The sequence below is a fragment of the Roseibium sp. genome, assembly GCF_965216085.1.
Lineage (GTDB): Bacteria > Pseudomonadota > Alphaproteobacteria > Rhizobiales > Stappiaceae > Roseibium.
In genome coordinates this window covers 110,654-136,959 of record NZ_OZ244138.1, presented here as the reverse complement: position 1 = coordinate 136,959, position 26,306 = coordinate 110,654, and the positions used below count along the sequence as shown (strand labels likewise).

Below are 26,306 nucleotides of genomic sequence, written 5' to 3'. Positions count from 1 at the left end.
CGCGTATATAAGGCGCCAAATTCGGCAAATGAGCCGATCCCGGAAATTATTATCCAGACGTGCTGCGGGCTCCTAACGGGCCCGCTTCATGTCTTTTGGAGCCCAACTCATGAACTTGCGAAATATTGCCATCATCGCACACGTTGACCACGGCAAAACCTCACTCATTGACGTTCTATTGAAGCAATCCGGTGCGTTCCGCGACAACCAGCGCACCGAAGAACGGATGATGGACAGCAACGACATCGAGCGTGAGCGCGGCATTACCATTCTTGCCAAGGTCACCTCGCTAGAGTGGAAAGACACCCGCATCAATATTGTGGACACTCCGGGCCACGCCGATTTCGGCGGTGAGGTCGAGCGTATCCTGCACATGGTTGATGGTGTGATCCTCCTGGTCGATGCTGCCGAAGGCCCGATGCCGCAGACCAAATTCGTGCTTGGCAAGGCGTTGAAACTTGGCCTGAAGCCGATTGTTGCGATCAACAAGATCGACAAGCCGGAACAACGCGCCGATGAAGTGCTGGATGAAGTCTTCGACCTCTTTGCTTCTCTGGATGCCAACGAAGAGCAGCTCGACTTCCCGGTTCTTTACGGGTCCGCCAAACAGGGATGGATGGCTCTGGAGCCAGAAGGTCCTCAGGACAACATGGAGCCGCTCTTTGAGATGGTTCTGGACAAGGTCGAAGCGCCGAAGTCTGAGCCGGGTTCCTTCAAGCTGCTGGCAACCACCATTCAGTCCGACCCGTTCCTCGGCCGTATTCTGACAGGCCGCATTGTCTCCGGCACCGCAACCCCGAACATGGCGGTAAAAGCGCTGTCCCGCGACGGCAAGCAGATCGAAGCCGGACGGATTTCCAAGGTTCTCGCGTTCCGCGGTCTTGAGCGCCAGCCGATCGACCAAGGGGAAGCCGGTGACATCGTCTCCATTGCAGGCCTGACCAAGGCGACCGTTGCCGACACAATTTGTTCGCCGGATGTCGACGACGCCCTGCAGGCCCAGCCGATCGATCCGCCGACGCTCTCCATGACCTTCCGCGTCAACGACAGCCCGCTCGCCGGCACCGAAGGCTCCAAAGTTCAGTCCCGCGTCATCCGCGAGCGCCTGATGAAAGAAGCCGAAGGCAACGTTGCCTTGAAAGTCGAAGAAACCGACGAGCCGGACGCCTTCACGGTCTCTGGCCGCGGCGAACTTCTGCTGGCCATCCTGATTGAAAACATGCGCCGCGAAGGTTTCGAGCTGGGCGTCGGCCGTCCGCAGGTTGTTTTCCAACAGGACGAAAACGGCAACCGGTTGGAGCCGATCGAAGAAGTCATCATCGACGTGGACGAAGAGTTCTCCGGCGCCGTTGTTCAGAAGCTGCAGGAACGTAAAGCGGACCTTCTGGAAATGAAGCCGTCCGGCGGCGGCCGCACCCGCTTGGTGTTCAACGCCCCGACCCGCGGCCTCATTGGCTATCAGGCCGAATTGATGTCCGACACCCGTGGCTCTGCCATCTTCAACCGCCTGTTCCACGGCTATGAAGGTTACAAGGGCCCGATCCAGGGCCGCCACACTGGCGTGCTTTTGTCAAACGGCACCGGCGAAGCCGTTGCTTACGCCCTCTTCAACCTGGAAGACCGCGGCCCGATGATGATCGATCCGGGCACCAAGGTGTATCCGGGCATGATTGTCGGCGAACACACCCGCGGCAATGATCTGGAAGTCAACGTTCTGAAGGGCAAGCAGCTGACCAACATCCGCTCTGCCGGCAAGGACGACGCGGTGAAGCTCACCACACCGATCAAACTGACCCTGGAAGCCGCGCTTTCCTACATCGCCGACGATGAGCTGGTGGAAGTGACCCCGGACAGCATCCGCCTGCGCAAGGCGCTTCTGGACCCGCACGAGCGCAAACGCGCCGAACGCGCCGCCAACAAAGAAAGCGCCTAAGCGTTTTTGAGTTTGTGATTAAAAAGCCCGGGTCGAAAGATCCGGGTTTTTTGTTTTATTGCTCATGCTGTTTACCCTTTCCCGAAACGCAGGAAATCACCCTATCCTAGTGACCGGACGACATACAATTTCGATCTATCGACTTCAGAAAAGGTCAACTAATGATTACTCCTGAAGATTTAAAAGACAAACTCTTCGCACTGATGCGCAACGGCGACTTAATTGACAATACCCACAGAGGCGAAGTCGCCGAACTAATTGTTCTAGAGGCGTTAGGTAATCGGTACGAACACGCTGGTGGTTGGGGTTATGCGGATATAGTCTCGGGACCAGTCACGATACAAGTAAAACAAGCAGCCAAAAGACAAGTTTGGGGACCATCCAAAACTTTGAGTTACAACATAAAAAAACAAAAACAGTATTTTGAGGAAGACAACCTAACCGTCGTCTTGGATACCCCAGAGCGGCTATGCAACGTTTACATATTTGCGATGCACAACAATCCTGAAATCGATGCCAATCATTGGGATGCAAGCCAGTGGGTTTTTTGTGCAGTTCCAACTAATGCGCTGAATGAAAAATTTGGTGACCAAAAAACAGTCTCATTCAACGTTCTTCAGCGATATTTCGAGTGGGTCGATTACGATAATCTGGCTGCAACGGTTACCACTTTGCGAGCATGTTTTTGTTCAGACCCCACGCAACCACCGAAAACCTGCTGATCGAGTGCAAACGGCACCAATGGATCCCCGCATAAAGCGGGGATGACACCGGTCAGACCGGTGAGACTGTGCCTTTCCCTTTGGTGCTGGAAAATGGTTGTCGTCAGGACAAATTCAGGGGCTGATGACTGTGGCTGTGATAAGGCCATCGCCTTCCCCGCAGCGGTCATCCCCGCCTTGTGCGGGGGTCCAATCGCGCTCACAATATCTTATGGCGTTTTATGTCTACCTGTTGGCAAGCCGCAAGAACGGGACGTTTTACACCGGGGTTACCAACAACCTCGCACGCCGCATCCATGAACATCGCGAAAAACAAGCGGACAGCTTCACACGCCGCTATGACGTGACCAGGTTGGTTTATTATGAAACCTATGAAACGCCCGAAGAGGCGATCCGCCGGGAAAAACGGCTAAAACGATGGCCGCGGGCATGGAAAATACGGTCGGTTGAGGCAGACAATCCCGAGTGGCGGGATCTTTATGAGGATCTAAACCGATAGACGCAGGCCATCGGCAAGCAAGATAGATCCCCGCACAAGGCGGGGATGACGTCAGTCGGAGCAGTCAGGCTACGCCTTTTCCTTTTTTGCGCTGGAAATGGGAGACCGCCCGGACAAGTCCAAGGTGACGACCGCGGTTGTAGTCAAGGCCCCGCCTTTCCCACTTTGGTCATCCCCGTCTTGTGCGGGGATCCAATCCACAGCTCACCATCCGCCGTAGGTGATTTGCTGTTCAAACCCGGACTGCCACTCTCCATCCAATCCCAAACATTTCAGGAACCAATAGATCCCCGCACGCAGGCGGGGATGACAACCGAAGTTAGTTGCCCCTCCTGACACCACAATAAATCTTATCCACGCCCCTCCCCACTGCCCGTATACTTCTCCCGTGCCTGTTCACCGGGCTTTCCGGGGGACCGTCCTTTGGAAGGGAACAGGTCGGGCGTGGGCTGGGAGGCACATGTAACGTATGTGTCTTGGCAGGTCCGGTGGTAATGATCCTGGGAACCGTAATCCCGGGTGGAGCGGTGCGGCTCCGGAGGGCGCGTTGCGGGGATGGCGACATTCAAGCGCCTGTCCGGCAGTCGGATCCACCATTGCCATGAGAAACAGCCTGGGCGGAGCGCGGTGCGCTTTTGCCGAAGAATCACTTTGAACAAGTAGCGCAAGGTGAAAGCCTTCCGCGCTCCGCCACTCCTGTGACTTTCAGGAGAGTTTTTTGACCGAACGCCGGAGGGAGACCTTGCGGCGCACTTGGCGCTGGACCGCAGTCCGTTGCCGATCGCCCGTTCATCGCAGTGATACCGGCCCTCACTCCTGCTTTGGATTACCGGATCAAGCTCATTGCTGTCCGGTTTAGCCTGGAGAGCCTTTACTCGAACGGACCTGCATCTTGCGCCTCTCTCCACCTCAAAGACGGAGAAGGGAACAACCGGTGGCGGGAGTTTGATGTCTGAAGAACCAGATATCCGGGAAAAGCATAGAAATTCGTCAAGAAATACAAGATCTACCCGACTTATCCGGACAGGGTTGGGGTGACACCGCCGGAAAGTCCTCTCGGCGGTCATCCCCGCTTTATGCGGGGATCCAGTCGTCCGAACCGACGAAAAACCGACTGGAATCCACATAAAAATCCGTCCGCTGCGCAACTCTTAAAATGCCCCCGCCTGCGAATCCCTCGCCTCATGCTGCACCGCTGAAATTGTTTGACAGCCCTTTCAAAAAAGTATCCATCGGAACGCTGATCAGAAGAGCGGCCGGTCAAAGCAAAAGGACGGGACATGACATTCAACCTCGGGGTCGACACAGGGGGCACCTACACGGACGCGGTCATCCTGCGCGGCGAAGAAGAGGTTGTCGCCTCGGCCAAGGCCCTTACCACCCGGCACGATCTGGCAGACGGCATCAAAGAGGCTGTCCAGTCGGCCTTGGCACAAGCGGAAATCGATCCCGCCTCGGTCGGATTGGCGTCCCTGTCGACGACGCTGGCGACCAATGCGCTGGTTGAAGATCAGGGCGCGCGGGTGGCGCTGATTGCCATCGGGTTTGCGGAAAATGACCTTGAACGCGCCGGATTGAGCAAGGCCTTGAAGAACGATCCGGTGCTGCTGCTTCGTGGCGGTCACAACCACGCCGGCACAGAGGCCGCGCCCCTTGATGCTGAGGCGCTGGATGCCTTTCTGAACACCCTGGACCCCGGCGTGACAGCCATTGCCGTTGCCGCCCGTTTTGCAACAAGAAATCCGGCGCACGAGATCGCTGTGGCAGAAAAGGTGGCGGAGATTGCGGGCCTGCCGGTCACCACGTCACATACGCTGTCGGCCAAGCTCAATGGCCCGAAACGGGCGCTAACCGCCGTGCTCAATGCCCGCCTTGTCGGCATGATCGACCGTCTGATCGGCCGTGCACAAGACGCTCTTTTGGACTTGAGCGTAACGGCCCCTCTGATGGTCGTGCGCGGCGATGGAGCGCTGATGACCGCGAGCGAGGCCCAGCTGCGGCCGATCGAAACCATCTTGAGCGGGCCAGCCGCTTCCGTGGTTGGGGCCCATTGGTTGACAGGCGCCGATACCGCCCTGGTTTCCGACATTGGCGGCACCACCACGGATATTGCCCTTGTTCGCAACGGGCGCCCGGCAATCGACCCGGATGGTGCGCAGGTCGGATCTTTCCGGACAATGGTCGAGGCCGTTGCCATGCGCACCAGCGGTCTCGGCGGAGATAGCCAGGTTCACCTTCTCGACAAGGGGCTGAGCGGCGGTGTGCGCCTTGGGCCAAAGCGTGTGCTGCCCGTCTCGCTGATGGCAAGCCTTGACCCCGACAGTGTCCTGCCGGTTCTGGAACAGCAGGCCCGGTCCGAGACCCCGGGCGATCATGACGGACGGTTTGTCCGCCGTGTTGGCGGCGCAATGGCCGGGCATGGTCTTCAGCCACTGGAAGCGCAACTGATGGAGCGCATTGGCAGCGGTGTCCGCCCGGTTTCGATGGTTGTCCAAAAACGGATGGAAAGCAGTGCGCTGACACGCCTGATCGATCGCGGACTGGTGCAAGTCTCCGGAATAACTCCCTCGGATGCAGCCCATGTTCTCGGGCTGCTCAATGCCTGGGATGGCGCGGCAGCACACCTTGCCCTTACGAGCCTAGCCCGGCGCAGGCGTGGAGATGGCGAAGTTCTAGCGCCCAGCGCAGAAGCCTTGGCGCAGATCATCATTGACCAGCTCACCCGGCAAACCGTGGACACATTGCTCGAAGCAGCTTTTACAGAAGAAGGCGAGCGATTCGAAGAAAGCCCCCATGCGCTGGCGCGTCACGAACTTTTGCAGGCCGGTCTTTCCGGCCACTCCGGTTTCATCGCACTGCAGGCCCGCCTCAATGTCGATGTCGTTGGACTGGGCGCCTCCGCTCCAACTTATTACCCGGCCGTCGGTGAACGCCTGGGATGCCGGATGCTGCTCCCGAAGCATGCCGGTGTTGCCAATGCCATAGGTGCCGTCGTCGGCCGCATCACTTTACGCCGCAGCGGAACAATCACCTCGCCATCCGATGGATATTACCGGGTGCACCTGGAGGCGGGCCCTGAGGATTTCGAAGATGCGGACGCTGCCTTGGACCGGCTTGAAACAGCGCTTTGGGAAGATGCCTTCAATGCTGTGAAAAAAGCCGGGGCAATTGGCATCCAGGTTTCGGCTCACCGCGATGTTCGCACAGCGGAAGTTGAAGGGCGCACCATGTTCATCGAAGCCGAGATCGCGGTCGAGGCAAACGGCAGACCGAGAGTCGCGGTCTAAGGTTTGTTAGGCCATCTCATTCCTTTTTCGGCAGGTCGTCATCGACGTCGATGATCCTGGAAGCATAAAAGAAGTGACTTTGAGAGGTCAGTGCGCCCGGAACGGTACCACCGAAGTTCTTAGCGATCAGCCTTTGTGAAACGACCCGCCAGTCGACAGCATTGGTGTTGTAAAGGACTTCACCGCAGTCGGCGCAAAAGATCTTTTTCATCTTCAGGTCCGGATGCTGAAAAGAGATCAGATTGTCATCGCCCTTGACGACCTCGACCTGATCCGGGTTCCAGGCTGTGACGGAATGATATGGAACATCGAGCAACCTTCGGCAGGCGTTGCAATGACAATGGCCCCGAACCTTTGGCACGCCCTCCAGCGCGATTGTGACGGCCTTGCAATCACAGGAGATCTCGTAGCGGTCCATTACATCGACGTCCTTTGCTCCAGAAACAGTTCCTTTTGAAACACTGTCCTAGAACTAGGACAATTCACAAATTCCGGAACCACAAGACGCTGCTTGGAACAAGCCACACCTGCCGCCACGGCGTTCGCACAAGGTCGTGCTTGCCATTGTGCACCGCAAGAGGCTTTAATCCGGCCAACGCAAATGAATTGGGAGGCATCGGTGAGCAAGACGAACGCGGGCAATTTTTTTGAAGATTTCCAGATCGGCCAGGTGATCAAACACGCGACACCGCGCACGGTCACAGCCGGCGACCAGGCGCTTTATACCGCCCTTTACGGCTCCCGTTTTGCCGTTCAGTCTTCTGATGCCTTTGCCAAGTCTCTTGGGTATGCCCATGCTCCGGCCGATGATCTGCTGACGTTCCATGTGGTGTTCGGCAAGACCGTGCCGGACATTTCTCTGAACGCTGTCGCCAATCTCGGATATGCCGGCGGCCGGTTCCTCGCGCCCGTTTATCCAGGCGACACGCTGTCGACCGTCTCTGAAGTCATCGGCAAAAAAGAAAACTCCAACGGCAAGACCGGCGTCGTTTATGTCCGCTCCACGGGTTATTCGGACGATGGCACCGAAGTGCTCGATTATGTCCGTTGGGTCATGGTGAAGAAACGCGATATCGCCAGCCCGCCGCCGGATGCTCTGGTCCCGGATCTACCGGCGGCGATTGATCCACAGGCGCTTGGCAATGCGGTGCCGCTGCTCGATACAGCCCACTGGGACAATGATCTGTCCGGGTCGCCGTTCCGTTTTGACGATTATGAGATCGGCGAAAAGGTCGACCACGTCGATGGCATGACCGTGGAAGAGGCCGAACATCAGATGGCGACGCGTCTCTATCAGAACACAGCGAAGGTGCATTTTAACCTGCATACGGAATCGGCCAGCCGCTTCGGCAAGCGCTTGATTTACGGCGGCCATGTGATTTCGCTCGCCCGGGCGCTGTCCTTTAATGGCCTCGCCAATGCTTTCCACGTCGCCGGGATCAACGGCGGGCGGCATGTTGCACCGCTCTTTGCCGGTGATACCGTTTATGCCTGGTCTGAAGTGCTGGACAAGGCCGAGATTGACGGCCGCTCTGATGTCGCGGCCCTCCGCTTGCGCCTCGTCGCGACCAAAAACCGGGCTTGCGCCGATTTCCCACTCAAAGATGCTGAGGGCAACTACGAAGACGGTGTCATTCTCGATTTTGACTACTGGGCCTTGATGCCGAAGTAAGCCAGGTTACTCCGTCAGCCGGAGAGGGTTGGCCCGCCGCGCTGCGCCGGGCTATACTCTTCCCGTTGGAGGAGCCATGCTGACGACCCTTTCGTCCCGCGAAACTGCTGTGCTGGTTCAGATCATGCAGGATCTGACCCGGATTGGCGATGGTCCGGAGCTGCGGAGCCGCGTCGGCGAGCGGCTTTTGGATCTGTTAAAGGCCGACTATTTCGCCTCCTATGTCTGGAGTGCGGAGACAGCTTCTGACACCGGGCGCGTTTCGATCAACATGAACTCGGCCAATCTCGCCGCATACGAGAGCTACTACCAGTACCGCGACCCGATTACCCAAAATCTGCGCCGTCGCCGCCGTGCAACTCATGTCAATGAGATCCTCGCCCAGGAAGAGCTCGCCAAAACCGAGTTCTTTAATGACTTTCTCGCCCGCGATGGGCTCTGTCACGGCATGAATTTCCATGCCCATGAGGGGGCCGCACATATCGGCGACATCCGCATCTGGCGCAGCCGGAACCGGGATACTTTTGACCGGCGGGACATCGAAATCCTGGAGGCAATCGGCCAAGCCTATGCCAATGCGCTACGCTCGATCCGCGCTTTCGAACGGCAGTTGAACGCCGCCGATCCCAACCGGCGGATTGAGGATTGGGCCGCTCGATTTGGTCTAACTGCGCGGGAGACCGATGTTGTCCGGCTGGCTGTTTGCGGTCACCGGGATGCCGAGATCGCTGAAAGCCTCGGGATATCGGTAACAACAGTCCGAACGCATCTCGGAAATGTGTTCCAAAAATCCGGCATAGTTGGCCGGGCAACACTTGCTGCCGAGATCAACGGCATTCGGCTGAATTGACCCGCACGGCGAATTCACCGCAGCGCCTCCTCAATCCTGAGGATGTGGCCGCACAATCGCTGCTGTTTCATGAAACTCCCAAAAACAATGACCAAAGGGACCTTCCATGAAACGGTACTTTCAGGCGAGCCTACTCGCTTTTCTACTCTCCGCCGGTCCAGCGCTGTCCGCCTCGGATCTAACCGAGCTCACGGCGTCTGAGGCCGCAAAAGCCATCGCTGACGGCAATATGACATCCCTGGAACTGGTTGAAGCTCTGATAGACCGCACCGGTAATGACGCCGGCAAGGCTTACATCACCTTCGATCCAGACGGCGCACGTGCAGCAGCAAAAGCCGCAGACACCCTCCAAAAAGATGGCGCGGAGCTTGGCCCACTGCATGGTGTCCCGATTGTGGTGAAGGACAACATTGCAGCTGAAGGACTACCCGCGACCGGCGGCACACCTGCGTTAAAAGACTGGGTTCCATCCTCAGACGCCCAAGTTCTGGCCAAACTGAAAGAGGCCGGTGCAATCCTTCTTGGCAAAACAAATCTGCATGAACTGGCCTTCGGAATCACCTCCAACAATGCCGCGTTTGGGGCGGTCGCCAATGCGTACGATTCGAGCCGCTTTGCCGGTGGTTCCAGCGGTGGCACAGGAGCCGCTGTCGGCGGGCACCTAGCACCAGCAGGACTTGGAACCGACACTGGAGGATCGGTGCGCATTCCGGCAGCTCTCAACGGCGTCGCCGGCCTGCGCCCCAGCAGCGGGCGGTATCTGCAGGGGGGAATCATACCGATTTCGAAGACCCGCGACACAGCCGGCCCATTGGCGCGGTCTGTCGAAGACTTGGTCTTGATTGACGGTATTATTACCGGAACCGGCGCAGCGCTAACTGCGGCTGATCTGAAAACCATTCGCATAGGCGTTCCCGCGACCTTCAATGAGAACGTCGACCCAGAAACAGATCGTTTGATGAAGGCGGCATTCGCTGTGATGGAGGCGGAAGGCGTAGCGCTGGTTCCGGTCGATACGACGACAATCGCCGATCTTGCCGGCAAGATTGGGTTTCCAATCGCCCTTTGGGAGGTGAAGCGTGACCTTGCAGAGTTTCTAAAAGACAACAACACTGGCCAGTCCCTTGAAGACGTCGCCGCCCAGGTCGCAAGTCCGGATGTAAAATTTGTGTTCGACAATCTCATTCTTGGAGACCAGGCCATTCCAAACGAGATTTATGAAACATCAATCAACGACCTGCGCCCTCAGCTACAGGCCGCCTATGCAGAACTCTTCGCTGCCAACAAGTTGGACGCGATTGCGTTCCCGACAACGCCACTTCCAGCACAGCCCATTCAAGGCTCCGACATGACTGTGACGTTGAACGGCGAAGAAGTTCCGACTTTTCAAACATTCATCCGGAACACCGATCCTGGTTCGAATGCGGGAATTCCGGGCCTGTCGCTGCCAATCGGACTGACAAAAGACGGCCTGCCGGTGGGACTAGAGCTGGATGGCCCCGCATTTTCAGACCGGCACTTGCTCGCGATTGGATTGGCGCTAGAGCCGGTTTTGCCTGAAACGCCAAGACCACAACGCCAATAACAGCCTCAAACTGTTTCGCGCCACCTCGAGCGTGGCGCGGAACACACTTTCCAATGTCGCAATCGATATAGACAGACACAGCAACACCAGCTCATTATACCGCTAAAACAGCGGAGAGATGAGGCCATGAAAACCGTTTCCTTCACTCAAATGAAAGATGGCACCAAGGCAGACTATGACCTTTTGGCCGAGGCCGAAAAGCCGTTTCATGCGCTGACTGCCGAGCGGATCTTGGCGGAACTGAAGCGCCAGGGTGAGGACACCATGACGGGTTACAAGATCACCCGCATGGAGCATGGCCTGCAATCCGCAACCCGAGCACTCCGGGAAGGTGCGGATATCGACTGGGTGGTTGGTGCTCTGCTCCATGACATTGGTGATGGATTGGCTCCGCAGAACCATGACAGATTCTCTGCCGAGGTTCTCCGGCCCTTTGTCCGAGATGAAGTTGCCTGGGTGGTCGAGCACCATGGCATCTTCCAGATGCTCTACTACGCAAAACACTACAATTGGGATGAAAACGCGCGCGACCAGTTCAAGGATCACATCCACTATCAGGCATGTGCCGACTTTTGTGAGCGCTGGGACCAAGCATCCTTCGACCCCGGCTATCAAAGCGAACCGATCGAAACCTTTGAGCCGATGGTGCGCGAGGTCTTTGCTCGCAAAGCCTATGACCCGGAGGTTCTCCGGGAAGGTATTTCAGTGGGACTACCCAAATTGACCGCCTAGATCAGCGTCTGTTCAGGTGGAATCGCTTGAACAGCCAGAAGCTGATCGATTTTAAAGTGGTAGAGCACTTTGTCTGCGTTCACCTGAACGCAGGATGCTCTAGCCTTATGCGATCACGGCTTGGCCGCGGGAACCACCTCGGTTGAAATCGGACCAACACCAGCTTCCGCGGCTTTTGAGCCAAACGGTATCCAGCGTTTGAAGAACCCGGTTGCTGACCGGCCCGGCGAACTTTCCTTAGCTGCATAGGCCGTTTCGACTGGCTGCTTTTCTGCCGGACTTACCGTTACAGGAGCGGGCGTGGCAGGGGCTGCAGCAGTTTCGGTTGCCGCAGTTTGCGGAGCATCAGCCTCGCCGGTGGAAATGGCATTAGCAAATGTCTTCTGGCGTGCTTCCCAGCGTTTTTTAAGTTCTTCCTTGGCATCCATTCGTGCGGCAAGCTTTTGAAACTTTTCGTCATCCCGGTTCTGCTTAGCCTGAACGGCCATGGCAATACGCGGGTTCACTTCATAGGCTGGACATTTTGAGCTGGCACGGAATGGAACGCCATCGACCAGTGTGGTCGCATCAAAAACATACTTTTTCTCGCAGACAGAAATCTTCGGCGGCGTATTGGTCACCTCAAAGTGGTCGTAACCCGTCTTCAGCATCCGCCAGAAGTCGATGTGCTCATTATTCCGGTGACGCGCCATGTTTTCCGCCGTCATCCGGAACGGAAAGGCCTGAACCTGGAACGTGCGTTGACCACCTTTGAAACTGTCGCGGGCGAGCGCATAAATGTCTGTCACCTGCGCATCGGTCATCGCGTAACAGCCGCGCGAGGAACACGCGCCATGGACCATCAGGTGTGATCCGGTGCGATTGTGTGAGCGGTCGTACTTGTTCGGATAGCCGAGATTAAAAGCAAGGTGATAGCTGGATTTTGGGTTCATCAGGGACGGGGTGATCTCATAAAACCCTTCCGGTGCCTGCCGGTCGCCTTCCTTGAATTTCGGTCCAAGCTTGCCAGACCATTTACAGATCTCGAATTCTTCCAGAAGTTTGAACTTGCCGGTGCGTGTCTTTTTCCAAACTTCCAATTCCGATTCTTCCTTGAAGATCCGGATCATGATCGGCGATGTCGAGGACATGTTGAGATCGGTCATCTTGCGCTTGATCGAAGCGTTGACCGGAGCCTTGTGCCGGTTTGGACCGGAGGCAAATTCATCGGCCTGACACCCCGCCAGGAAACCAGCCGTCATTAAAGCTGCAGCAATACGCAAGGGTGTGCGCTTGGAGCCGGTGGTGTCTGCAATACGCTGGCTGTCCGCCGAAGACGGGAAACGCCCGAAAATCATATGACTGTCCCAAACTGATCGGATCTCTGATCCAACGGCTTCACAGCCATCGGCTCAAAAACGCCCATCTCGCCCCCACGCCAAAGCTAGGCAAGGATGGTTGACGATAAGTTACTGTATTGTCTGAACCGCAGCGAACCACATTCCGGTGATAAGCACAGCAAATCGTAATCCCATCGCAGCAATGCCTGATTGACGGCAAATTCTGGCCACACAATGGCAAAAAGCCGCCTTCCGGCGGCCTTTCGTGAATAGTTTGCTGTTTTCCCGCTTTAAGAGAGCGTGCGGCCGATCGCGATGAATTTTTCGCGACGCTGCTTGCGCAACTGATCTGAGCTGAGGCCGGACAGTTGTTTCAACTCTGCTTCAATCGCGGCCCCTGCAGTGTCGATGACGATTTCGCGAGCGCGGTGCGCACCGCCAACCGGCTCATCGACAATACCATCGATCACGCCGAGCTGTTTCAGATCCTGCGCCGTGATTTTGAGGGCTGTGGCCGCGTCCTGAGCTTTCGCGCTGTCGCGCCACAAGATGGATGCCGCTCCTTCCGGTGAAATCACCGAATAAATCGCGTGTTCCATCATCAGGACCTTATTGGCCGTGGCGATGGCGATCGCGCCGCCGGAGCCGCCTTCACCGATCACAACCGCGACCGAGGGAGTTCCAAGGCCAAGACCGGCATCCGTGGAGCGGGCAATCGCTTCGGACTGACCACGCTCTTCTGCACCCCGTCCCGGATATGCGCCAGACGTGTCGACAAAGCTGATCAACGGCAAACCAAAACGTTCAGCCATTTCCATGACACGAACAGCCTTGCGGTAGCCTTCCGGACGCACCATGCCGAAATTGTGCTTCAATCGCGTTTCGGTGTCGTGGCCCTTTTCCTGGCCGAGCAGCGCAACAGATTGACCACGGAACCGGCCGATACCGGCAATGAGCGCATGGTCTTCGGCGAAATTCCGGTCACCAGCGAGCGGCGTGAAATCTTCAACAAGACCGGTGATATATTCGATCGCATGCGGCCGGTCCGGATGGCGTGCCACCAGCGTTTTCTGCCAAGGCGTCAGCTTGCCGTAAATATCCTGCAGCGTCTGGGCGGATTTCGCTTTCAGCCGGTCAATTTCACTTTCGACATGGACGACTTCCCCATCTTCTGCGGCCAAAGCACGCAGCTCCTGGATCTTGCCTTCAATGTCGGCGACGGGCTTTTCGAATTCCAAATAGCTGTGCATGTACTCGCTAACCTGAAACATGACGGACCCGAGCGTATCATCGGATCCGGAAAGAAGTACCTGGAACAAGTGCGTCCCGGCGGCATATCGGGAAGGGCTGTATCAAGAGACGCGAAGGGGCGCAAGTGTTGCTCTGCTGACCCATCGTGACTTTTGGAGGAATTTGGCGGTCATAACCGGCATGCAAAACGCCAATTCCGATGGCCACGCGTAAACGAGTTCTCTTAAGCCGCCTCGAGCGTTATCGGGCTGCCTGGTCGCTGCCGCTGCCATCGATATTCAGTTTGGAAGCTTCAACCAGCAGGCGTCCGCTTTTGGTCGCAATCGAAATCCGGTAGGGGATCAAAACATTGTTGCGGCCCATCGGCGCGATCCAGACTTCCATTGGGGCCTTCGCCATATATTTTACTGACGCTTTCGACGGCCGGTGACCGGCCACCGGCACCCAGCGGGCCTTACAAACAACCACCGGACCGTCATAGCCACGGCCAGAAACTTCTTTGATGCCCTGATAAGATAGTTTGATATCAAACCGCGTCCAGCCATCGAAGATCGGCAATTTGCGCGAACACGCCTTTGGCCCAAGGCTGTCTTTGGCTCTGCGCACCGGCATCAACGCGGCGCTGAGCGGGTCCATGGCATTGCGGCGATGGCGTTTGGTGACCTTGATCCGTTCCGCATTCGGCTTGAATTTCGGCGCAACTTCCATACGGCGTATGTTGCCGGATCCCTGTTTCAGGTTGACGTAAAAATCCAGGTTCGCGGCATGAGACGCCATGCGGTACCTGGACGGCACGACCTTAGAGCCCACCAGCCAGCCGGACGCTTCCGCACCGCCCTTGCCGGTTGAAAAAAGTGTTCCGATCCCCGCCGGTGCCATGCTGACCTTGGCGGAATAGGCATTGCCCTGCATCACCAAAGAGAGCGTCCCCTTGGCAACCTTGAACCCGGCGATCGAAATGGAATAGACACCGCCCACATGGTTCTTTTTCGCCTCAGCAGGCGAAATTAACAGCGCGCCAGCCAGAAATGGCAGTACAGCAATCCGTCCAATTGACTTTATACCAAACACTTTAAACCTCCGCGCTGCACTCACCGGCAGCGTTCGCGCCCCCGCGCCAAGGATGTTCCGCAGGGTTAATAGTAACATGAAAATCAGCCCCACGAACCGGGACAATTCTTCTAAATCTTGGTAACTCACTGGTTAACGCCAGCGCAAAATCGGAATAAAAGCACTGAATCGTGCCAAAGGCGTGGAGATGTCTTGACGTTGACGCGCACTGCCTTTATAGCGGGGCAACTTTTTCCGAGAATTGCCGGAGACGATGTCGCCGGGCCTCAGGTCCGCGCCGCTTCCGGTTGGTCTTGCTGGGTTCTTGTAACGGCCCAGCCACAAAAACAAAAGGTGATATGATGGCTCGCCGTTGCGAACTCTCCGGTAAAGACGTGATGACCGGCAACAATGTCTCTCACGCAAACAACAAGTCCCGCCGCCGGTTCCTGCCGAACCTGTGCAACGTCTCTTTGATGAGCGACACACTGGGCGAAACTTTCAAGCTGAAAGTCTCCGCACACGCACTGCGCTCCGTCGAGCACCGCGGTGGCCTGGACGCATACCTGCTGAAAGCATCCGACGCTGAACTGTCTGACGGCGCACGCAAGATCAAAGTCAGCATCAAGCGCAAGCAGGCAGAAGCTGCTGCAGCTTAACCCTTAAGGGGTCAAAAATGGAAAATACCCGGAGTTTCTCCGTGGCCGATCTCGCCATCGCGGTCTTCGCGATGGCGATTGTCGTTGTGGCCTCGAACTTTCTCGTCCAGTTTCCGGTCGAGTATGTGCTCGGCGGGATTAATCTGGCCGACCTTTTAACCTGGGGCGCGTTCACCTATCCGATCGCCTTCTTGGTGACCGATTTGACCAACCGGCGCTTTGGACCCTCGGCGGCGCGCAAAGTCGTTTTGACCGGCTTTGTGCTTGCTATTGCGGTTCCGATGGTGTTCTGGACGCTGGATGAAGCCTTTACGACGCCGCGGATTCTGGTTGCCTCCGGCACCGCTTTCCTGGTGGCTCAGCTTCTGGATGTGACGATCTTTGACCGCCTGCGCCAATTGACTTGGTGGAAAGCACCGATTGCGTCTTCGCTGATCGGCTCCATGATCGACACGTTGCTGTTCTTCGGCATCGCCTTTGCGGCGGCCTTTGCCTTCGTCGATTTCAGTTTCGGTATGGACGACGGCTCGCTGGCGTTCCCAGTGCCGTTCCTTGGTGTCGCAGACGCCATTCAGGTTCCACTGTGGATCTCACTCGCAGTTGGTGATTTCCTGGTGAAAATGCTGGTCGCTGTTGCGCTGCTGGCGCCGTACCGGATCGTTCTGAGCCTGTTTCAGCCCCAGCCGAACGGCTCGACTGCGTAAAGGCTCAAATCTCTGAGAAATAATATCAAGGCGCCGCTCCGGCGCCTTTTTTGTTCAAGGATTTAAATCCTTCCGCATTATGGAATTCAACCGTTTCTGCTCTTCAAAGGTCTCAAACGTTTCCCACCCGGCCTTCATGTAAAACCCTTCAGCGTTTGGCGTATAAAGGTAGAGCCGGTTTTCTCCCGCGCTTCGGGCCAGAGCCTCCAGTTCCTCGACGAGACGGGATCCATATCCTTTTCCCCGGAATTCCGGCTCCACATACAATCCGGCCAGCCAAGGATTAAGGTCCGGCCTGTGTTCAACGTCATTCAAACAAAGGGTGACCATCCCAGCAGGCGTTTGCTCTTCCAGCAGCACCAAAACTGTCGGTATGAGATCTTCACTGCTTGCACTTTGAACATCAAAGTCCACAGCGTCCGCGCGTGTGTAGATGCTACCTTGCATAAACGCATTCCATCGCCATTCGGCAGTGATCTGCGCCAGTTCTGGCCTGTCTTTGGTTCTGATGATGCTTGGTTGCATGATAGTGTTACCCCAGGCTGATTAAACCTAAGATAGTATCTCAAGCCCACCAACGCCACTTCGTTGGATATTTTACCTGCTCAAGCGAAAACGCAGAAGCAAGGTCCTCTGCAACAACGATCTGTTGTCGTCCGATAGCAAGGTCAGAATTGTGTCTCCAGCCGCATTCTGATGGACGGCGAGCGCTTCCATGTTGTCGATCTGGTAATTGAAATCAGCATCCAGAAGATACTCACCATCCAGCACTGCGCCCGGTTTTATGGCCGAACCTTCAATGCGGCGCAGGCGCAGGCCGATCAGATCCTTCATGTTGAACCGGCGCTCCATCAAGAGCAGATCACCGTTTGGCAAGAAGGCCGCATCGGTGACGTCGAACCGGTCATGCCGCTTTACGGAAAAACGAGCCGTCTTTTCAGGACCCAAGATAAAACCGGACAGATCATGGGCATCGCTGGGCGAAGTCTCGCTGATGGCAATCAGTTTTCCCTCGAGAGCACTGCCTGACGGGCCGACCGCCAAGGCTTCGATCCCGGTGTTGCGCGGCAGAGATCCCAGATCGCGTGGCACGGCCACTTGCCCCAGCATTTTTGCCTTACCCGACAGCAAGGGCCAAGCGTAGTGATAAATCGCATGATTGCGCTCCGCAGACACATAGAGCCCGGATGGCGCCAAGGTCAGCGCCTCGGTATCATGCCCCCAGCGCGCGCGAAGTGTCTTGCCATCTGCCCCTAGAAGCGGGGCAAAGCGAAGATCGGATAGTCCTTTTGGCGCTCCGGTGTCCGTCTGCTCAACAGTGGCTGCAACCCAATGGCCATTGTCGGTGACCGCCAGCAGCTCATTGCCGCCATTCAGACTGATGACACCAGATAGTCCGCCGGTCTTGCGGTCAGACGCCAGGATTTCAAATCCGCCTAAGAATGTAAGCGCACCAAACTCCCGGTCCGGATGACCGATATGAAATGTCTCGATCGGCCGTGTTCTGACCTTGACCGGCTCTCCATCCGTCAAGAATTCGAGAGCTAAAACCGGTGTAGTTATGAAAAAAACCGTTGCGGCCAAAAATGCTGCAACGGTTCTCAAATGAATAGGCAAACTAGCCATCACGTTCCCGCAGCCAACCTACCGTTGACCGGCCCGGCGCCGGCGCCCCCGGCCATGCTGAGCGGCCTGTTGAACCTCATCATCAAAAAGGTCGGCGAGCTGATCGGTCATCGCACCAGCCAGCTCTTCCGCATCGACGATGGTCACAGCCCGCCGATAATAGCGCGTGACATCATGGCCGATACCGATCGCAATCAGTTCGACCGGTGACCGGGTCTCGATATCTTCGATCACGTAGCGCAGATGCCGCTCCAGGTAATTGCCCGGATTGACAGACAAAGTGGTGTCGTCAACCGGCGCACCATCGGAAATCATCATCAGGATCCGGCGCTGTTCGGGCCGGGCCATCAACCGGTCATGCGCCCACAACAAGGCTTCGCCGTCGATGTTTTCCTTCAAGAGGCCCTCACGCATCATCAGGCCCAGATTGCGGCGGGCACGACGCCAAGGAGCATCTGCAGACTTATAGATAATGTGGCGCAGGTCGTTCAAACGGCCCGGTGTCGGCGGCTTGCCTGCCCCGATCCAGCTTTCCCGCGATTGACCGCCTTTCCAAGCCTTTGTGGTAAAGCCGAGAATTTCGACTTTCACGCCACACCGTTCCAGCGTCCGCGCAAGAATGTCGGCACAGGTGGCCGCCACCGTGATCGGGCGGCCGCGCATGGAGCCGGAGTTGTCCAGAAGAAGCGTGACGACGGTGTCCCGGAAGTTTGTGTCCCGCTCCTGTTTGAAGGCCAGAGGCGCCATCGGATCGGTCACAGCCCGTGTCAGGCGCGCGGTATCCAGAAGACCTTCTTCAAGATCGAAATCCCAGGCCCGGTTCTGCTGGGCCATCAGTTTGCGTTGCAGACGGTTGGCAAGCCGGGCCACGGCCCCTTGCAAATGCGTCAGCTGCTTATCGAGGAAACCCCGCAAACGATCGAGCTCAGCCGTATCGCACAGCTCCTCGGCGGTAATCGTCTCATCGAACTGTGTGGTGAATACCCGGTAATCGGATTCCGGCGGCCTGTTGGAGAACGGATGATCCTGTCGCTCGCTTTCGCCAGCTTCTTCGGAATCTTCGGCCATGTCCTGATCGACCAGCTCGTCGAAATCAGCTTCAGAGGCTTCCGTTTCGCCACTGTCCTGCTCTTCGCCAGACAGTTCCATTTCCTGTGGAGCCGCTTCCTGCTCACCGCTGTCGTCTTCGGTGTCTTCGCCGGTTTCGGCTTCGTCGTTGTTGCCCTGATCCTCGTTCTGCTCGGGATCCATGTCATCGTCGTGATCGCCGAGTTCATCGGCCATATCGAGCGACTTCAACACATCGCGTAAGCGGGAGGCAAAGCTGTTCTGATCTTCCACCTCAGCTTCGAGGCTATCCAGCTCAGCGCCGGCCTTTTCTTCCACCCAGTCCCGCCATTGATCGACAAGCTTGGTCGCGCTGGCCGGTGGTTTTGCACCGGTCAGGCGTTCGCGGACAATCAGCGAGAGCGCGTCTTGAAGCGGCGCTTCTTCCCGGCTGGCAATATCCGGTGCACCGGCCTTGCGGAACTTGTCGTCCAGCATGACGGCCAGATTGTCAGCAACCCCTTGCATACGCCGGGCCCCAACCGCCTCACAGCGCGCCTGCTCTACAGTCTCAAAAATGGCCCGGGCGTCCGGACCCTGCGGCATGTTTTTGGCGTGAACAGCCTTGTCGTGACAGGCAATTTTCAGCGCCATTGCATCCGACAACCCGCGCGTGACCGCCACTTCATGGGCACTCAGTTTACGGGACGGTTCAGGCAAGCGGGCCGACAGGCCGGACAGGCCTGGCCGGTCGCCAGAGAAAATGACCTCCAGCTCCGCTTCCCCGGAAATTGCCCGCATGGTTCCGGCAACGGATTGCTTTAGAGGCTCCGTGGTCGGGGCGGGCTTGTTGCCCGGAAGAGAATTGCTACCTGGCCGTGGCGCCATAGGGTCCTCAGCTCATTACGACGTTGACGGCGGATTCCGGCAGATCTTCACCGAAGCAGCGCTGATAGAACTCAGCCACAAGGGACTGTTCCATATCATCACATTTGTTCAGGAAGGTCAGGCGGAAGGCAAAGCCGACGTCGCCGAAGATTTCCGAGTTTTCAGCCCAGGTGATCACGGTCCGCGGACTCATCACGGTGGAGAGATCTCCGTTGATGAACGCATTCCGGGTCATGTCGGCCAGGCGGACCATCTTGGAAACGGTGTTCCGGCCTTCGTCCGTCTGGAAGTGTTTGGCCTTCGACAAAACAATATCGACTTCATTGTCATGCGGCAGATAGTTCAGCGTGGTGACGATCGACCAGCGGTCCATCTGTGCCTGGTTGATCTGCTGTGTGCCGTGGTAAAGGCCAGACGTATCGCCGAGACCAACTGTGTTGGCCGTCGCAAACAGGCGGAAGGCGGCGTGCGGGCGGATAACCCGGCTCTGATCAAGCAGCGTCAAGCGGCCGGAAGATTCCAGGATCCGCTGGATCACGAACATCACGTCCGGACGGCCAGCATCGTATTCGTCGAACACCAGCGCGACATTGTGCTGGTACGCCCAAGGCAGAATGCCGTCCTTGAACTCGGTGACCTGCTGACCATCCTTCAAAACGATGGCGTCCTTACCGACAAGGTCGATACGGGAGATGTGGCTGTCGAGGTTGACACGGATACACGGCCAATTGAGGCGGGATGCGACCTGCTCAATGTGGGTCGATTTACCGGTACCGTGATAGCCGGTGACCATCACACGGCGATTGTGAGCAAAGCCAGCCAGGATCGCCAGGGTCGTTGCCCGGTCGAACAAATAATCAGGATCCGGCTCAGGCACATGCTCTGACGGCGTAGAAAAGGCCGGTACTTTCAGGTCCGACTTGAAGCCAAATACTTCTTCAACGGAAATTTCAGTGTCCGGCATCGCCATTGCCGCGGTCGTCGTCTCAGTCATCAGTCCTCCGCAATCCCGTTGTCCGGGATGGGTCATTTGGAAAAAGCTTGCAGGGCCCTGTAAGCTTAAAGAAATCCGGCCTTCTTCAGGACATTATAGGCCTGAATGATTTCCCGTAGACGGTCCTCAGAAGAGCGGTCTCCGCCATTGGCATCCGGGTGGTTCAATTTCACGAGCTCTTTATAGCGCGCTTTGATCTCATCGCCACCCGCTGTATACGGCAGATTGAGCACATCAAGCGACCGTTTTTCAAGCGTCAAAAGCTTTCTTTGCCGCGGCCGTCGCACTTGTTCGTTCCGGCGTTGCGCATTGCCGCGCATCGATGCCCTAGCGTCAAACCCGTCCGGCCCCTCAGCGGCCTGCTTGTTGACCCCCATTTTCCAGGTCGGTCGGTGGCCTGTCAGACTGTCCTTCTGGTAGCTGCGGACGTCATCATCCTGCATACCCGTGAAGTAATTGTATGTCTTATTGTATTCGCGCACATGATCGACGCAGAACCGGAAATACTGCCCTTCGCGATCCCGCCCTTTTGGTGCCTTGTGCACACCTGGCCGATTGCAACCCGGATGTTCACACACCGGGTGGCGGTCTTCCTGCATCCGCTCCTTTTTCTCCTTGCCAGGTTTGACGCGGATACTGTCGAAAATTTTTGAATCCAGTTTCATACGGCCGATTATGAGATCTTGAAGCCTGCGGACAAGCCTTAGGCGGTTGTAATTTGGAGAAGTCCAGAACCTTTGTGACGCGAATCTAAGCTCCGGAGATCAAACAGCCAGACACAATATCAGTCCGAACCGTGCGCGCATAGACTTGAACTTTGAATTGCACATCTCCACAGTCCCGGAATGACTATGCAACAGACCATTACAAACAAGCTGACAGCCGCATTTGCCCCTAGTTTTCTGAATGTCATCGACGAATCAGAAAATCACCGTGGCCATGGCGGCTGGCGCGAAGGCGGCGAAACCCACTTTCGTGTGCAAATCGCCGCCGATAAATTGCAGGATTTGAGCCGGGTCAACCAGCACCGGGCGATCAACGAAGTTTTGGCGGACGAGCTTGCCAGCACCGTTCACGCGTTGGCGATTGAAGTCCGAACATAAGTTTGCTCGAAAACCGCATCGGTTCCGACTTCAATCCGTGACTATGTCGCAACTGATTGCATGGCTGCACCGGACGGACGCATTTGCCCGAGCGGCATGATGCGCAGCCGTGTAATCCGGTTTTTCTCCCGGCGCAGCACCGTGAAGCGGAAGCCGTGGAAGGTGAAGATCTGACGTTCTTCGGGGATCATCCGGGCTTCATGGATCACAAGGCCCGCAATCGTCGTTGCCTCATCATCCGGCAGGCTCCAGTCGGCCGCGCGGTTGAGATCGCGGATCGGCACGGAGCCATCGACGATCACGGAACCGTCGGCCTGTGGGCGCAAGCCTTCCAGTTCGACATCGTGTTCATCGGCGATCTCACCGACGATTTCTTCCAAGATATCTTCCAGGGTCACCAAACCCATCACTTCGCCATACTCATCCACGACCAGTGCAAAGTGGGATTTATGGCGCAAGAACGCATTGAGCTGGTCCTGGAGGCTGGTGGTGTCAGGTACGAACCAGGCCGGCGCCGCAATATCCAGAATATTGATCTTAGAAGAATCGCCACGCGCAGAATTAAGCGCGCGAAGCAAATCTTTGGCATGAAGAACCCCGACAAAGTTGTCGCTTTCTCCGCGCCACAACGGCAAGCGCGTATAGGGTGAAGCAAGCGCGGCTTCCACCAGTTTTTCCGGCTCTTCGTCGGCGTTGAGGGCCACCATATTGGTGCGGTGAACCATGACGTCGGAGACTTCCAGATCGGCAAGATCAAGCAGACCGCCGAGGCGGTCGCGCTCACCTTTTTCAAGGCCGCCTTCCATGTGCTGAAGATCAACGGCTCCACGCAGCTCATCATGCGCTGACAGAATCAGGGCACCGTCTCCGATGTTCACGCCGACCAACTTCAGCAAGTGCCGGACAATCCATTCAACACCGGCGACAACCGGGCTGAAAATGGCAACGACAAACCGCACGATCGGGGAAACAGCCAGCGCAAAGCGCTCCGGATTGGAGATCGCCCATGTTTTCGGCAGGACCTCCGCAAAGATAAGCACAAGGGCTGTCATGACCAAGGTGGCGATGGCAACACCGGCTTCGCCAAACAGGCTCAGGAACACACTGGTTGCCAAGGCCGAGGCTAGGATGTTGACCAGATTGTTGCCGAGCAGAAGCGCGCCAATCAGCCGTTCACGCGAGGCGATCAACCGGCTTGCAAGGCGCGCGCGCCAATCGCCGCTTTTTTCAAGCTGGTGCACCCGGGCACGCGAAGCTGCGGTCAGAGCCGTTTCCGATCCGGAAAAAAAGCCCGACAAAAACAGAAGTAGAAAGATCGCGGCGATTGCCAGCCAGAGCGCAGTTTCGGTCATCAGTCCAATTTGTCCTTCAAGAACTCTGACACCAGATAGGGATCAACACCCTTTTCGACAAAGGCTTCACCGATGCCTTTGGTCAAAATAAGGGTCAACGCCCCCCGACTCACCTTCTTGTCCTGGGCAATCAGATCCATAAACACATCGACATTCGGCAATTGGCCCGGAATATCGGTGATCCTGATTGGCAAACCCACATCAGTCAGGTGCTTTTCGACACGCGCAACAGTTTCCGGACCAATCAGTCCGAGTTTTTCGGAAAACTCATGAGCCAGCATCATGCCAATGGAAACCCCTTCGCCATGAACCAGGCGTTCGGTTTCATAGGACACAGCTCCTTCCAGCGCATGTCCGAAGGTATGACCGAGATTGAGCAGAGCCCGGCGGCCACCTTCCAATTCGTCAGCTGCCACAACATCAGCTTTTGCCTGACAAGATCGGGCAACCGCCTCATCCCGCTCCGGCCCGCCATCAAAGATGCCCTGCCAGTTTTCCTCCAGCCAGGCGAAAAACGCCGCATCGCCGAGCAATCCGTATTTGGCGACCTCTGCATAGCCGGCCCGGAAATCGCGCGGAGGCAGTGTATCTAGGATCGCGGTATCAGCCAGAACAAGCGCCGGCTGGTAGAACGCGCCAATCAGGTTCTTGCCATGACGCGAATTGATCCCGGTTTTCCCACCGACCGAGCTGTCCACCTGCGCCAGCAACGAGGTCGGCACTTGAATAAAGGCCATGCCCCGGCGCACGGCGGACGCTGCAAAACCGGTTAGATCACCGATCACACCGCCGCCAAGCGCAACCACCACGTCGTTGCGCTCTAGCCGTGCATTGAGAATTTCATCGCACAAACGTTCGAATTCACGGAAACACTTAGTCGACTCTCCTGGCGGAACCGTAATCGCTGTGCAGTGAACTCCAGCCCGGTCCAGACTGTCTTCAAAAGTCCCAAGGTGCAACTTGGCGACATTTTCGTCCACGACAACCGCGACGCGCGCACCCGGCAAAACTGCAGCAATTTCTTCGCCAGCCTTTTCCAGCACGTTCCGGCCGATGCGGATGTCATAACTGCGCGTTCCAAGATCGACCCGAACGGTTTCTGAAGCTGGTTTTTCGGTGTTTTCCGCAGCATCCAAGCTTGCCATAAATCTCACTTCCACTTTCTTTGGGCTGTCTTCAGGACACGTTGGATTGACCGGGTCCAAACAGATGATCCGCAAGGGTCAAAACAATTTCATCCACGACGGCCTCATGCGGCACATCCTTGGAAGTCACGGTGAGCTTGGCCTTGGCATAAACCGGCTCCCGGTCGGCCATCAGCTTGCGCATGGTGCCTTCTGGATCCGGATTGCGTAACAGCGGCCGGGTTGAGCGCCGGCGCACCCGCGCCATCACCGTCTCGAAATCCACCTTCAGCCAGATCGACAAGCCATTCGCGTTGATCTCATCCCGGGTCGTTTCGCTCATGAAGGCACCGCCACCGGTTGCCAGAACCTGCGGCCCTTCCTGAAGAAGCCGGGCGATCACCCGCTCCTCGCCGCTGCGGAAATAGGGCTCGCCATGTTCAGCGAAAATCTCGGAAACCGTCATATTGGCCGCCCGTTCGATCTCGCTGTCCGCATCGACGAACTCCAGGCCGAGCCTGGAAGCAAGACGCTTGCCTACGGTCGATTTACCGCATCCCATAATGCCGACAAGAACGATCGAGCGTGTCCCGAGGGCCGAGACCAAATGCTCCAGATCGACAGCGTCAGCACTCCCCGCATCAGCGCCTTTTTCCGGCATCTGCATGTTGTCATGTTTCTTCATGGCCGCGTTTTAGCATATTCGTAAAAAAAGGCACGGGGGACGGAGCGGAAACATCAGAATTTCCCGCAAGCTCCTTACTTGCAACACGTCCGCGCTTGGGGAACCATTCCAGGCGTGTGATTCGCCCATTTGGAGACCCTTGTGCCGACAATTACCCGCCTCTTGCTTGCGCTGATAATTTTGGGTGCGATCGGCTATGGCACGCTCTATGCGCTTGCGACCTTTGTGGAGCCGAGGGAGCGGGAAATCACAGTGCGTGTGAAAAAGGATGGGTTCGGCCGCTGATGGCTACCGGGTTCGATCTGGAAAATTTCCTGGAGATGCTGGCCGCCGAACGCGGAGCCGCTGAAAACACACTCGCCGGTTACCGGCGGGATCTTGAAGATTTTTCTGGTTTTCTCGGCCAGACGAAACTTTCAGATGCCAATTCGGATCACATCTCCGGCTACATGAGCGATTTGAACCGGCGCGGTTTTGCAGAAAGCTCCCAAGCGCGGCGGCTATCGGCTCTAAAGCAATTCTATAAGTTTCTATATTCCGAAGGCAGCCGGGAGGACGATCCAACACGAACCCTGTCAGCCCCCAAAAAGCGCGGCAGCTTGCCTAAAGTCCTGTCGATGGAAGATGTCGACCAGTTGATCGAAACCGCGCGCCAGCAAACCGGCAATGCACACACATCAACCGCCGCGCGCTTGCGCGCCCAGCGGATGTACACGCTCATCGAAGTGCTCTACGCCACTGGCCTCCGGGTATCCGAACTGGTGGCCCTGCCGGTCACCGCCGCATTGCGAGATGCCCGCCTGATTGAAATCAAGGGGAAGGGCGGCAAGGAGCGGCTGGTACCTCTATCGCATGCGGCCCAAGCGGCCATGAAAGACTACGTCGGCCTGCGCGCGGCAGAAGGCGCCTATGAGACCAGCCCTTGGCTGTTTCCCTCCCATGGTGGCAGCGGGCATTTGACCCGTCAGCATTTTGCTCGGGAACTCAAGGATCTGGCGATTGCGGCGGGATTGGACGCAGCAAAAGTCTCACCGCACGTGTTGCGTCACGCCTTCGCCTCGCACCTTCTGCAGAACGGTGCCGATCTCCGGGTCGTGCAACAACTGCTTGGGCATGCGGACATTTCCACGACACAGATCTATACCCATGTGCTCGATGAACGCTTGCGGGAATTGGTCGAAAGCGCCCATCCTTTGGCCCGTTAATCAGACTGTTATTCCTCTG

Annotated in this window: 25 protein-coding genes; 13 read left to right on the top strand and 12 right to left on the bottom strand. The window is 56.9% G+C overall.

The window, feature by feature from the left end; translation table 11 throughout:
- The first annotated feature begins 109 nt into the window (after nt 1-109).
- The 4 genes from typA (at nt 110) to ACOOFE_RS00680 (ending at nt 6,441) form a co-directional block, all read left to right on the top strand.
- Entirely contained in the window at nt 110-1,933 is a 1,824-nt protein-coding gene (gene typA, locus ACOOFE_RS00695; RefSeq protein ID WP_420413207.1) for a translational GTPase TypA, read from the top strand.
- Between the two features lie 161 nt (nt 1,934-2,094).
- Entirely contained in the window at nt 2,095-2,655 is a 561-nt protein-coding gene (locus ACOOFE_RS00690; RefSeq protein ID WP_420413206.1) for a hypothetical protein, read from the top strand.
- Nucleotides 2,656-2,866: 211 nt separating this feature from the next.
- Nucleotides 2,867-3,154: a GIY-YIG nuclease family protein gene (locus ACOOFE_RS00685; protein ID WP_420413205.1), complete on the top strand. Its 288-nt coding sequence runs from the start codon at nt 2,867-2,869 to the stop codon at nt 3,152-3,154.
- A gap of 1,280 nt (nt 3,155-4,434) precedes the next feature.
- Entirely contained in the window at nt 4,435-6,441 is a 2,007-nt protein-coding gene (locus ACOOFE_RS00680) for a hydantoinase/oxoprolinase N-terminal domain-containing protein (protein WP_420413204.1), read from the top strand.
- Nucleotides 6,442-6,457: 16 nt separating this feature from the next.
- Here ACOOFE_RS00680 and ACOOFE_RS00675 read toward each other — a convergent pair whose 3' ends face one another.
- A complete protein-coding gene (locus ACOOFE_RS00675) occupies nt 6,458-6,859 on the bottom strand; it encodes a GFA family protein (protein WP_420413203.1) in 402 nt (133 codons plus the stop codon).
- 201 nt (nt 6,860-7,060) lie between these two features.
- Here ACOOFE_RS00675 and ACOOFE_RS00670 point away from each other — a divergent pair, with 201 nt between their 5' ends.
- From ACOOFE_RS00670 to ACOOFE_RS00655, 4 genes are all read left to right on the top strand, one after another.
- Nucleotides 7,061-8,113, top strand: a complete 1,053-nt coding sequence (locus ACOOFE_RS00670; RefSeq protein WP_420413202.1) for a MaoC family dehydratase — start codon at nt 7,061-7,063, stop codon at nt 8,111-8,113.
- Between the two features lie 76 nt (nt 8,114-8,189).
- Nucleotides 8,190-8,963 carry a helix-turn-helix transcriptional regulator gene (locus ACOOFE_RS00665; protein WP_420413201.1) on the top strand — a complete coding sequence of 258 codons (774 nt, stop codon included), beginning with the start codon at nt 8,190-8,192 and terminating at the stop codon, nt 8,961-8,963.
- Between the two features lie 106 nt (nt 8,964-9,069).
- The gene (gene iaaH, locus ACOOFE_RS00660) at nt 9,070-10,548 is read left to right on the top strand and encodes an indoleacetamide hydrolase (RefSeq protein ID WP_420413200.1); all 1,479 of its coding nucleotides are present in this window, start codon (nt 9,070-9,072) and stop codon (nt 10,546-10,548) included.
- Nucleotides 10,549-10,674: 126 nt separating this feature from the next.
- Nucleotides 10,675-11,280: an HD domain-containing protein gene (locus ACOOFE_RS00655; protein ID WP_420413199.1), complete on the top strand. Its 606-nt coding sequence runs from the start codon at nt 10,675-10,677 to the stop codon at nt 11,278-11,280.
- A gap of 113 nt (nt 11,281-11,393) precedes the next feature.
- Here the strand turns inward: ACOOFE_RS00655 and ACOOFE_RS00650 are convergent, their stop codons facing one another.
- The 3 genes from ACOOFE_RS00650 to ACOOFE_RS00640 all read right to left on the bottom strand — a co-directional run bounded on the left by ACOOFE_RS00650 (nt 11,394) and on the right by ACOOFE_RS00640 (nt 14,921).
- On the bottom strand, nt 11,394-12,617 hold the full coding sequence (locus ACOOFE_RS00650) for a L,D-transpeptidase family protein (protein WP_420413198.1): 1,224 nt from the start codon (nt 12,615-12,617) through the stop codon (nt 11,394-11,396).
- A 272-nt stretch (nt 12,618-12,889) separates the two neighbouring features.
- On the bottom strand, nt 12,890-13,849 hold the full coding sequence (locus ACOOFE_RS00645; protein WP_420415654.1) for an acetyl-CoA carboxylase carboxyltransferase subunit alpha: 960 nt from the start codon (nt 13,847-13,849) through the stop codon (nt 12,890-12,892).
- Between the two features lie 241 nt (nt 13,850-14,090).
- Nucleotides 14,091-14,921 (bottom strand): DUF3108 domain-containing protein, encoded by an 831-nt coding sequence (locus tag ACOOFE_RS00640; protein WP_420413197.1) that lies wholly within the window; start codon nt 14,919-14,921, stop codon nt 14,091-14,093.
- Between the two features lie 341 nt (nt 14,922-15,262).
- On the opposite strand from ACOOFE_RS00640, the gene rpmB reads away from it, so the two are divergent.
- Nucleotides 15,263-15,559, top strand: coding sequence for a 50S ribosomal protein L28 (rpmB, locus tag ACOOFE_RS00635; protein ID WP_420415653.1), 297 nt, complete (start codon nt 15,263-15,265; stop codon nt 15,557-15,559).
- Between the two features lie 17 nt (nt 15,560-15,576).
- Nucleotides 15,577-16,263 (top strand): queuosine precursor transporter, encoded by a 687-nt coding sequence (locus ACOOFE_RS00630; protein WP_420413196.1) that lies wholly within the window; start codon nt 15,577-15,579, stop codon nt 16,261-16,263.
- 54 nt (nt 16,264-16,317) lie between these two features.
- Here ACOOFE_RS00630 and ACOOFE_RS00625 read toward each other — a convergent pair whose 3' ends face one another.
- The 5 genes from ACOOFE_RS00625 to ACOOFE_RS00605 form a co-directional block, all read right to left on the bottom strand.
- Entirely contained in the window at nt 16,318-16,788 is a 471-nt protein-coding gene (locus tag ACOOFE_RS00625) for a GNAT family N-acetyltransferase (RefSeq protein ID WP_420413195.1), read from the bottom strand.
- Between the two features lie 72 nt (nt 16,789-16,860).
- Nucleotides 16,861-17,889 carry an esterase-like activity of phytase family protein gene (locus ACOOFE_RS00620; RefSeq protein WP_420413194.1) on the bottom strand — a complete coding sequence of 343 codons (1,029 nt, stop codon included), beginning with the start codon at nt 17,887-17,889 and terminating at the stop codon, nt 16,861-16,863.
- Nucleotides 17,890-17,907: 18 nt separating this feature from the next.
- Complete coding sequence (gene cobT, locus ACOOFE_RS00615) at nt 17,908-19,824, bottom strand: cobaltochelatase subunit CobT (protein ID WP_420413193.1); 1,917 nt, start codon at nt 19,822-19,824, stop codon at nt 17,908-17,910.
- A gap of 7 nt (nt 19,825-19,831) precedes the next feature.
- Nucleotides 19,832-20,818 carry a cobaltochelatase subunit CobS gene (gene cobS, locus ACOOFE_RS00610; RefSeq protein ID WP_141184635.1) on the bottom strand — a complete coding sequence of 329 codons (987 nt, stop codon included), beginning with the start codon at nt 20,816-20,818 and terminating at the stop codon, nt 19,832-19,834.
- 65 nt (nt 20,819-20,883) lie between these two features.
- On the bottom strand, nt 20,884-21,483 hold the full coding sequence (locus ACOOFE_RS00605) for a J domain-containing protein (RefSeq protein WP_141184634.1): 600 nt from the start codon (nt 21,481-21,483) through the stop codon (nt 20,884-20,886).
- Between the two features lie 186 nt (nt 21,484-21,669).
- Between ACOOFE_RS00605 and ACOOFE_RS00600 the strand changes: the two genes are divergently transcribed.
- The gene (locus tag ACOOFE_RS00600) at nt 21,670-21,921 is read left to right on the top strand and encodes a BolA family protein (RefSeq protein WP_420413192.1); all 252 of its coding nucleotides are present in this window, start codon (nt 21,670-21,672) and stop codon (nt 21,919-21,921) included.
- Between the two features lie 41 nt (nt 21,922-21,962).
- On the opposite strand, the gene ACOOFE_RS00595 is transcribed toward ACOOFE_RS00600, so the two are convergent.
- From ACOOFE_RS00595 to ACOOFE_RS00585, 3 genes are read right to left on the bottom strand one after another with little or no spacing between them, the layout of a single operon-like run.
- A complete protein-coding gene (locus ACOOFE_RS00595; RefSeq protein ID WP_420413191.1) occupies nt 21,963-23,273 on the bottom strand; it encodes an HlyC/CorC family transporter in 1,311 nt (436 codons plus the stop codon).
- Entirely contained in the window at nt 23,273-24,418 is a 1,146-nt protein-coding gene (aroB, locus tag ACOOFE_RS00590) for a 3-dehydroquinate synthase (RefSeq protein ID WP_420413190.1), read from the bottom strand. Before aroB ends, ACOOFE_RS00595 begins: the two co-directional genes overlap by 1 nt.
- Before the next feature lie 31 nt (nt 24,419-24,449).
- A complete protein-coding gene (locus ACOOFE_RS00585; RefSeq protein ID WP_420415652.1) occupies nt 24,450-25,058 on the bottom strand; it encodes a shikimate kinase in 609 nt (202 codons plus the stop codon).
- A gap of 165 nt (nt 25,059-25,223) precedes the next feature.
- Between ACOOFE_RS00585 and ACOOFE_RS00580 the strand changes: the two genes are divergently transcribed.
- Complete coding sequence (locus ACOOFE_RS00580) at nt 25,224-25,367, top strand: hypothetical protein (RefSeq protein WP_420413189.1); 144 nt, start codon at nt 25,224-25,226, stop codon at nt 25,365-25,367.
- Complete coding sequence (xerD, locus tag ACOOFE_RS00575; protein WP_420413188.1) at nt 25,367-26,287, top strand: site-specific tyrosine recombinase XerD; 921 nt, start codon at nt 25,367-25,369, stop codon at nt 26,285-26,287. The genes ACOOFE_RS00580 and xerD overlap by 1 nt, the downstream gene beginning before the upstream one ends.
- Nucleotides 26,288-26,306: the final 19 nt, after the last annotated feature.

Bases quoted from the DNA above. Each gene is read 5' to 3' on its own strand.
- typA (WP_420413207.1), top strand. From the start codon at position 110: ATGAACTTGCGAAATATTGCCATCATCGCACACGTTGACCACGGCAAA.
- ACOOFE_RS00690 (WP_420413206.1), top strand. From the start codon at position 2,095: ATGATTACTCCTGAAGATTTAAAAGACAAACTCTTCGCACTGATGCGC.
- ACOOFE_RS00685 (WP_420413205.1), top strand. From the start codon at position 2,867: ATGGCGTTTTATGTCTACCTGTTGGCAAGCCGCAAGAACGGGACGTTT.
- ACOOFE_RS00680 (WP_420413204.1), top strand. From the start codon at position 4,435: ATGACATTCAACCTCGGGGTCGACACAGGGGGCACCTACACGGACGCG.
- ACOOFE_RS00675 (WP_420413203.1), bottom strand. From the start codon at position 6,859: ATGGACCGCTACGAGATCTCCTGTGATTGCAAGGCCGTCACAATCGCG.
- ACOOFE_RS00665 (WP_420413201.1), top strand. From the start codon at position 8,190: ATGCTGACGACCCTTTCGTCCCGCGAAACTGCTGTGCTGGTTCAGATC.
- iaaH (WP_420413200.1), top strand. From the start codon at position 9,070: ATGAAACGGTACTTTCAGGCGAGCCTACTCGCTTTTCTACTCTCCGCC.
- ACOOFE_RS00655 (WP_420413199.1), top strand. From the start codon at position 10,675: ATGAAAACCGTTTCCTTCACTCAAATGAAAGATGGCACCAAGGCAGAC.
- ACOOFE_RS00650 (WP_420413198.1), bottom strand. From the start codon at position 12,617: ATGATTTTCGGGCGTTTCCCGTCTTCGGCGGACAGCCAGCGTATTGCA.
- ACOOFE_RS00645 (WP_420415654.1), bottom strand. From the start codon at position 13,849: ATGCACAGCTATTTGGAATTCGAAAAGCCCGTCGCCGACATTGAAGGC.
- rpmB (WP_420415653.1), top strand. From the start codon at position 15,263: ATGGCTCGCCGTTGCGAACTCTCCGGTAAAGACGTGATGACCGGCAAC.
- ACOOFE_RS00630 (WP_420413196.1), top strand. From the start codon at position 15,577: ATGGAAAATACCCGGAGTTTCTCCGTGGCCGATCTCGCCATCGCGGTC.
- ACOOFE_RS00625 (WP_420413195.1), bottom strand. From the start codon at position 16,788: ATGCAACCAAGCATCATCAGAACCAAAGACAGGCCAGAACTGGCGCAG.
- ACOOFE_RS00620 (WP_420413194.1), bottom strand. From the start codon at position 17,889: ATGGCTAGTTTGCCTATTCATTTGAGAACCGTTGCAGCATTTTTGGCC.
- cobT (WP_420413193.1), bottom strand. From the start codon at position 19,824: ATGGCGCCACGGCCAGGTAGCAATTCTCTTCCGGGCAACAAGCCCGCC.
- cobS (WP_141184635.1), bottom strand. From the start codon at position 20,818: ATGACTGAGACGACGACCGCGGCAATGGCGATGCCGGACACTGAAATT.
- ACOOFE_RS00605 (WP_141184634.1), bottom strand. From the start codon at position 21,483: ATGAAACTGGATTCAAAAATTTTCGACAGTATCCGCGTCAAACCTGGC.
- ACOOFE_RS00600 (WP_420413192.1), top strand. From the start codon at position 21,670: ATGCAACAGACCATTACAAACAAGCTGACAGCCGCATTTGCCCCTAGT.
- ACOOFE_RS00595 (WP_420413191.1), bottom strand. From the start codon at position 23,273: ATGACCGAAACTGCGCTCTGGCTGGCAATCGCCGCGATCTTTCTACTT.
- aroB (WP_420413190.1), bottom strand. From the start codon at position 24,418: ATGGCAAGCTTGGATGCTGCGGAAAACACCGAAAAACCAGCTTCAGAA.
- ACOOFE_RS00585 (WP_420415652.1), bottom strand. From the start codon at position 25,058: ATGCCGGAAAAAGGCGCTGATGCGGGGAGTGCTGACGCTGTCGATCTG.
- xerD (WP_420413188.1), top strand. From the start codon at position 25,367: ATGGCTACCGGGTTCGATCTGGAAAATTTCCTGGAGATGCTGGCCGCC.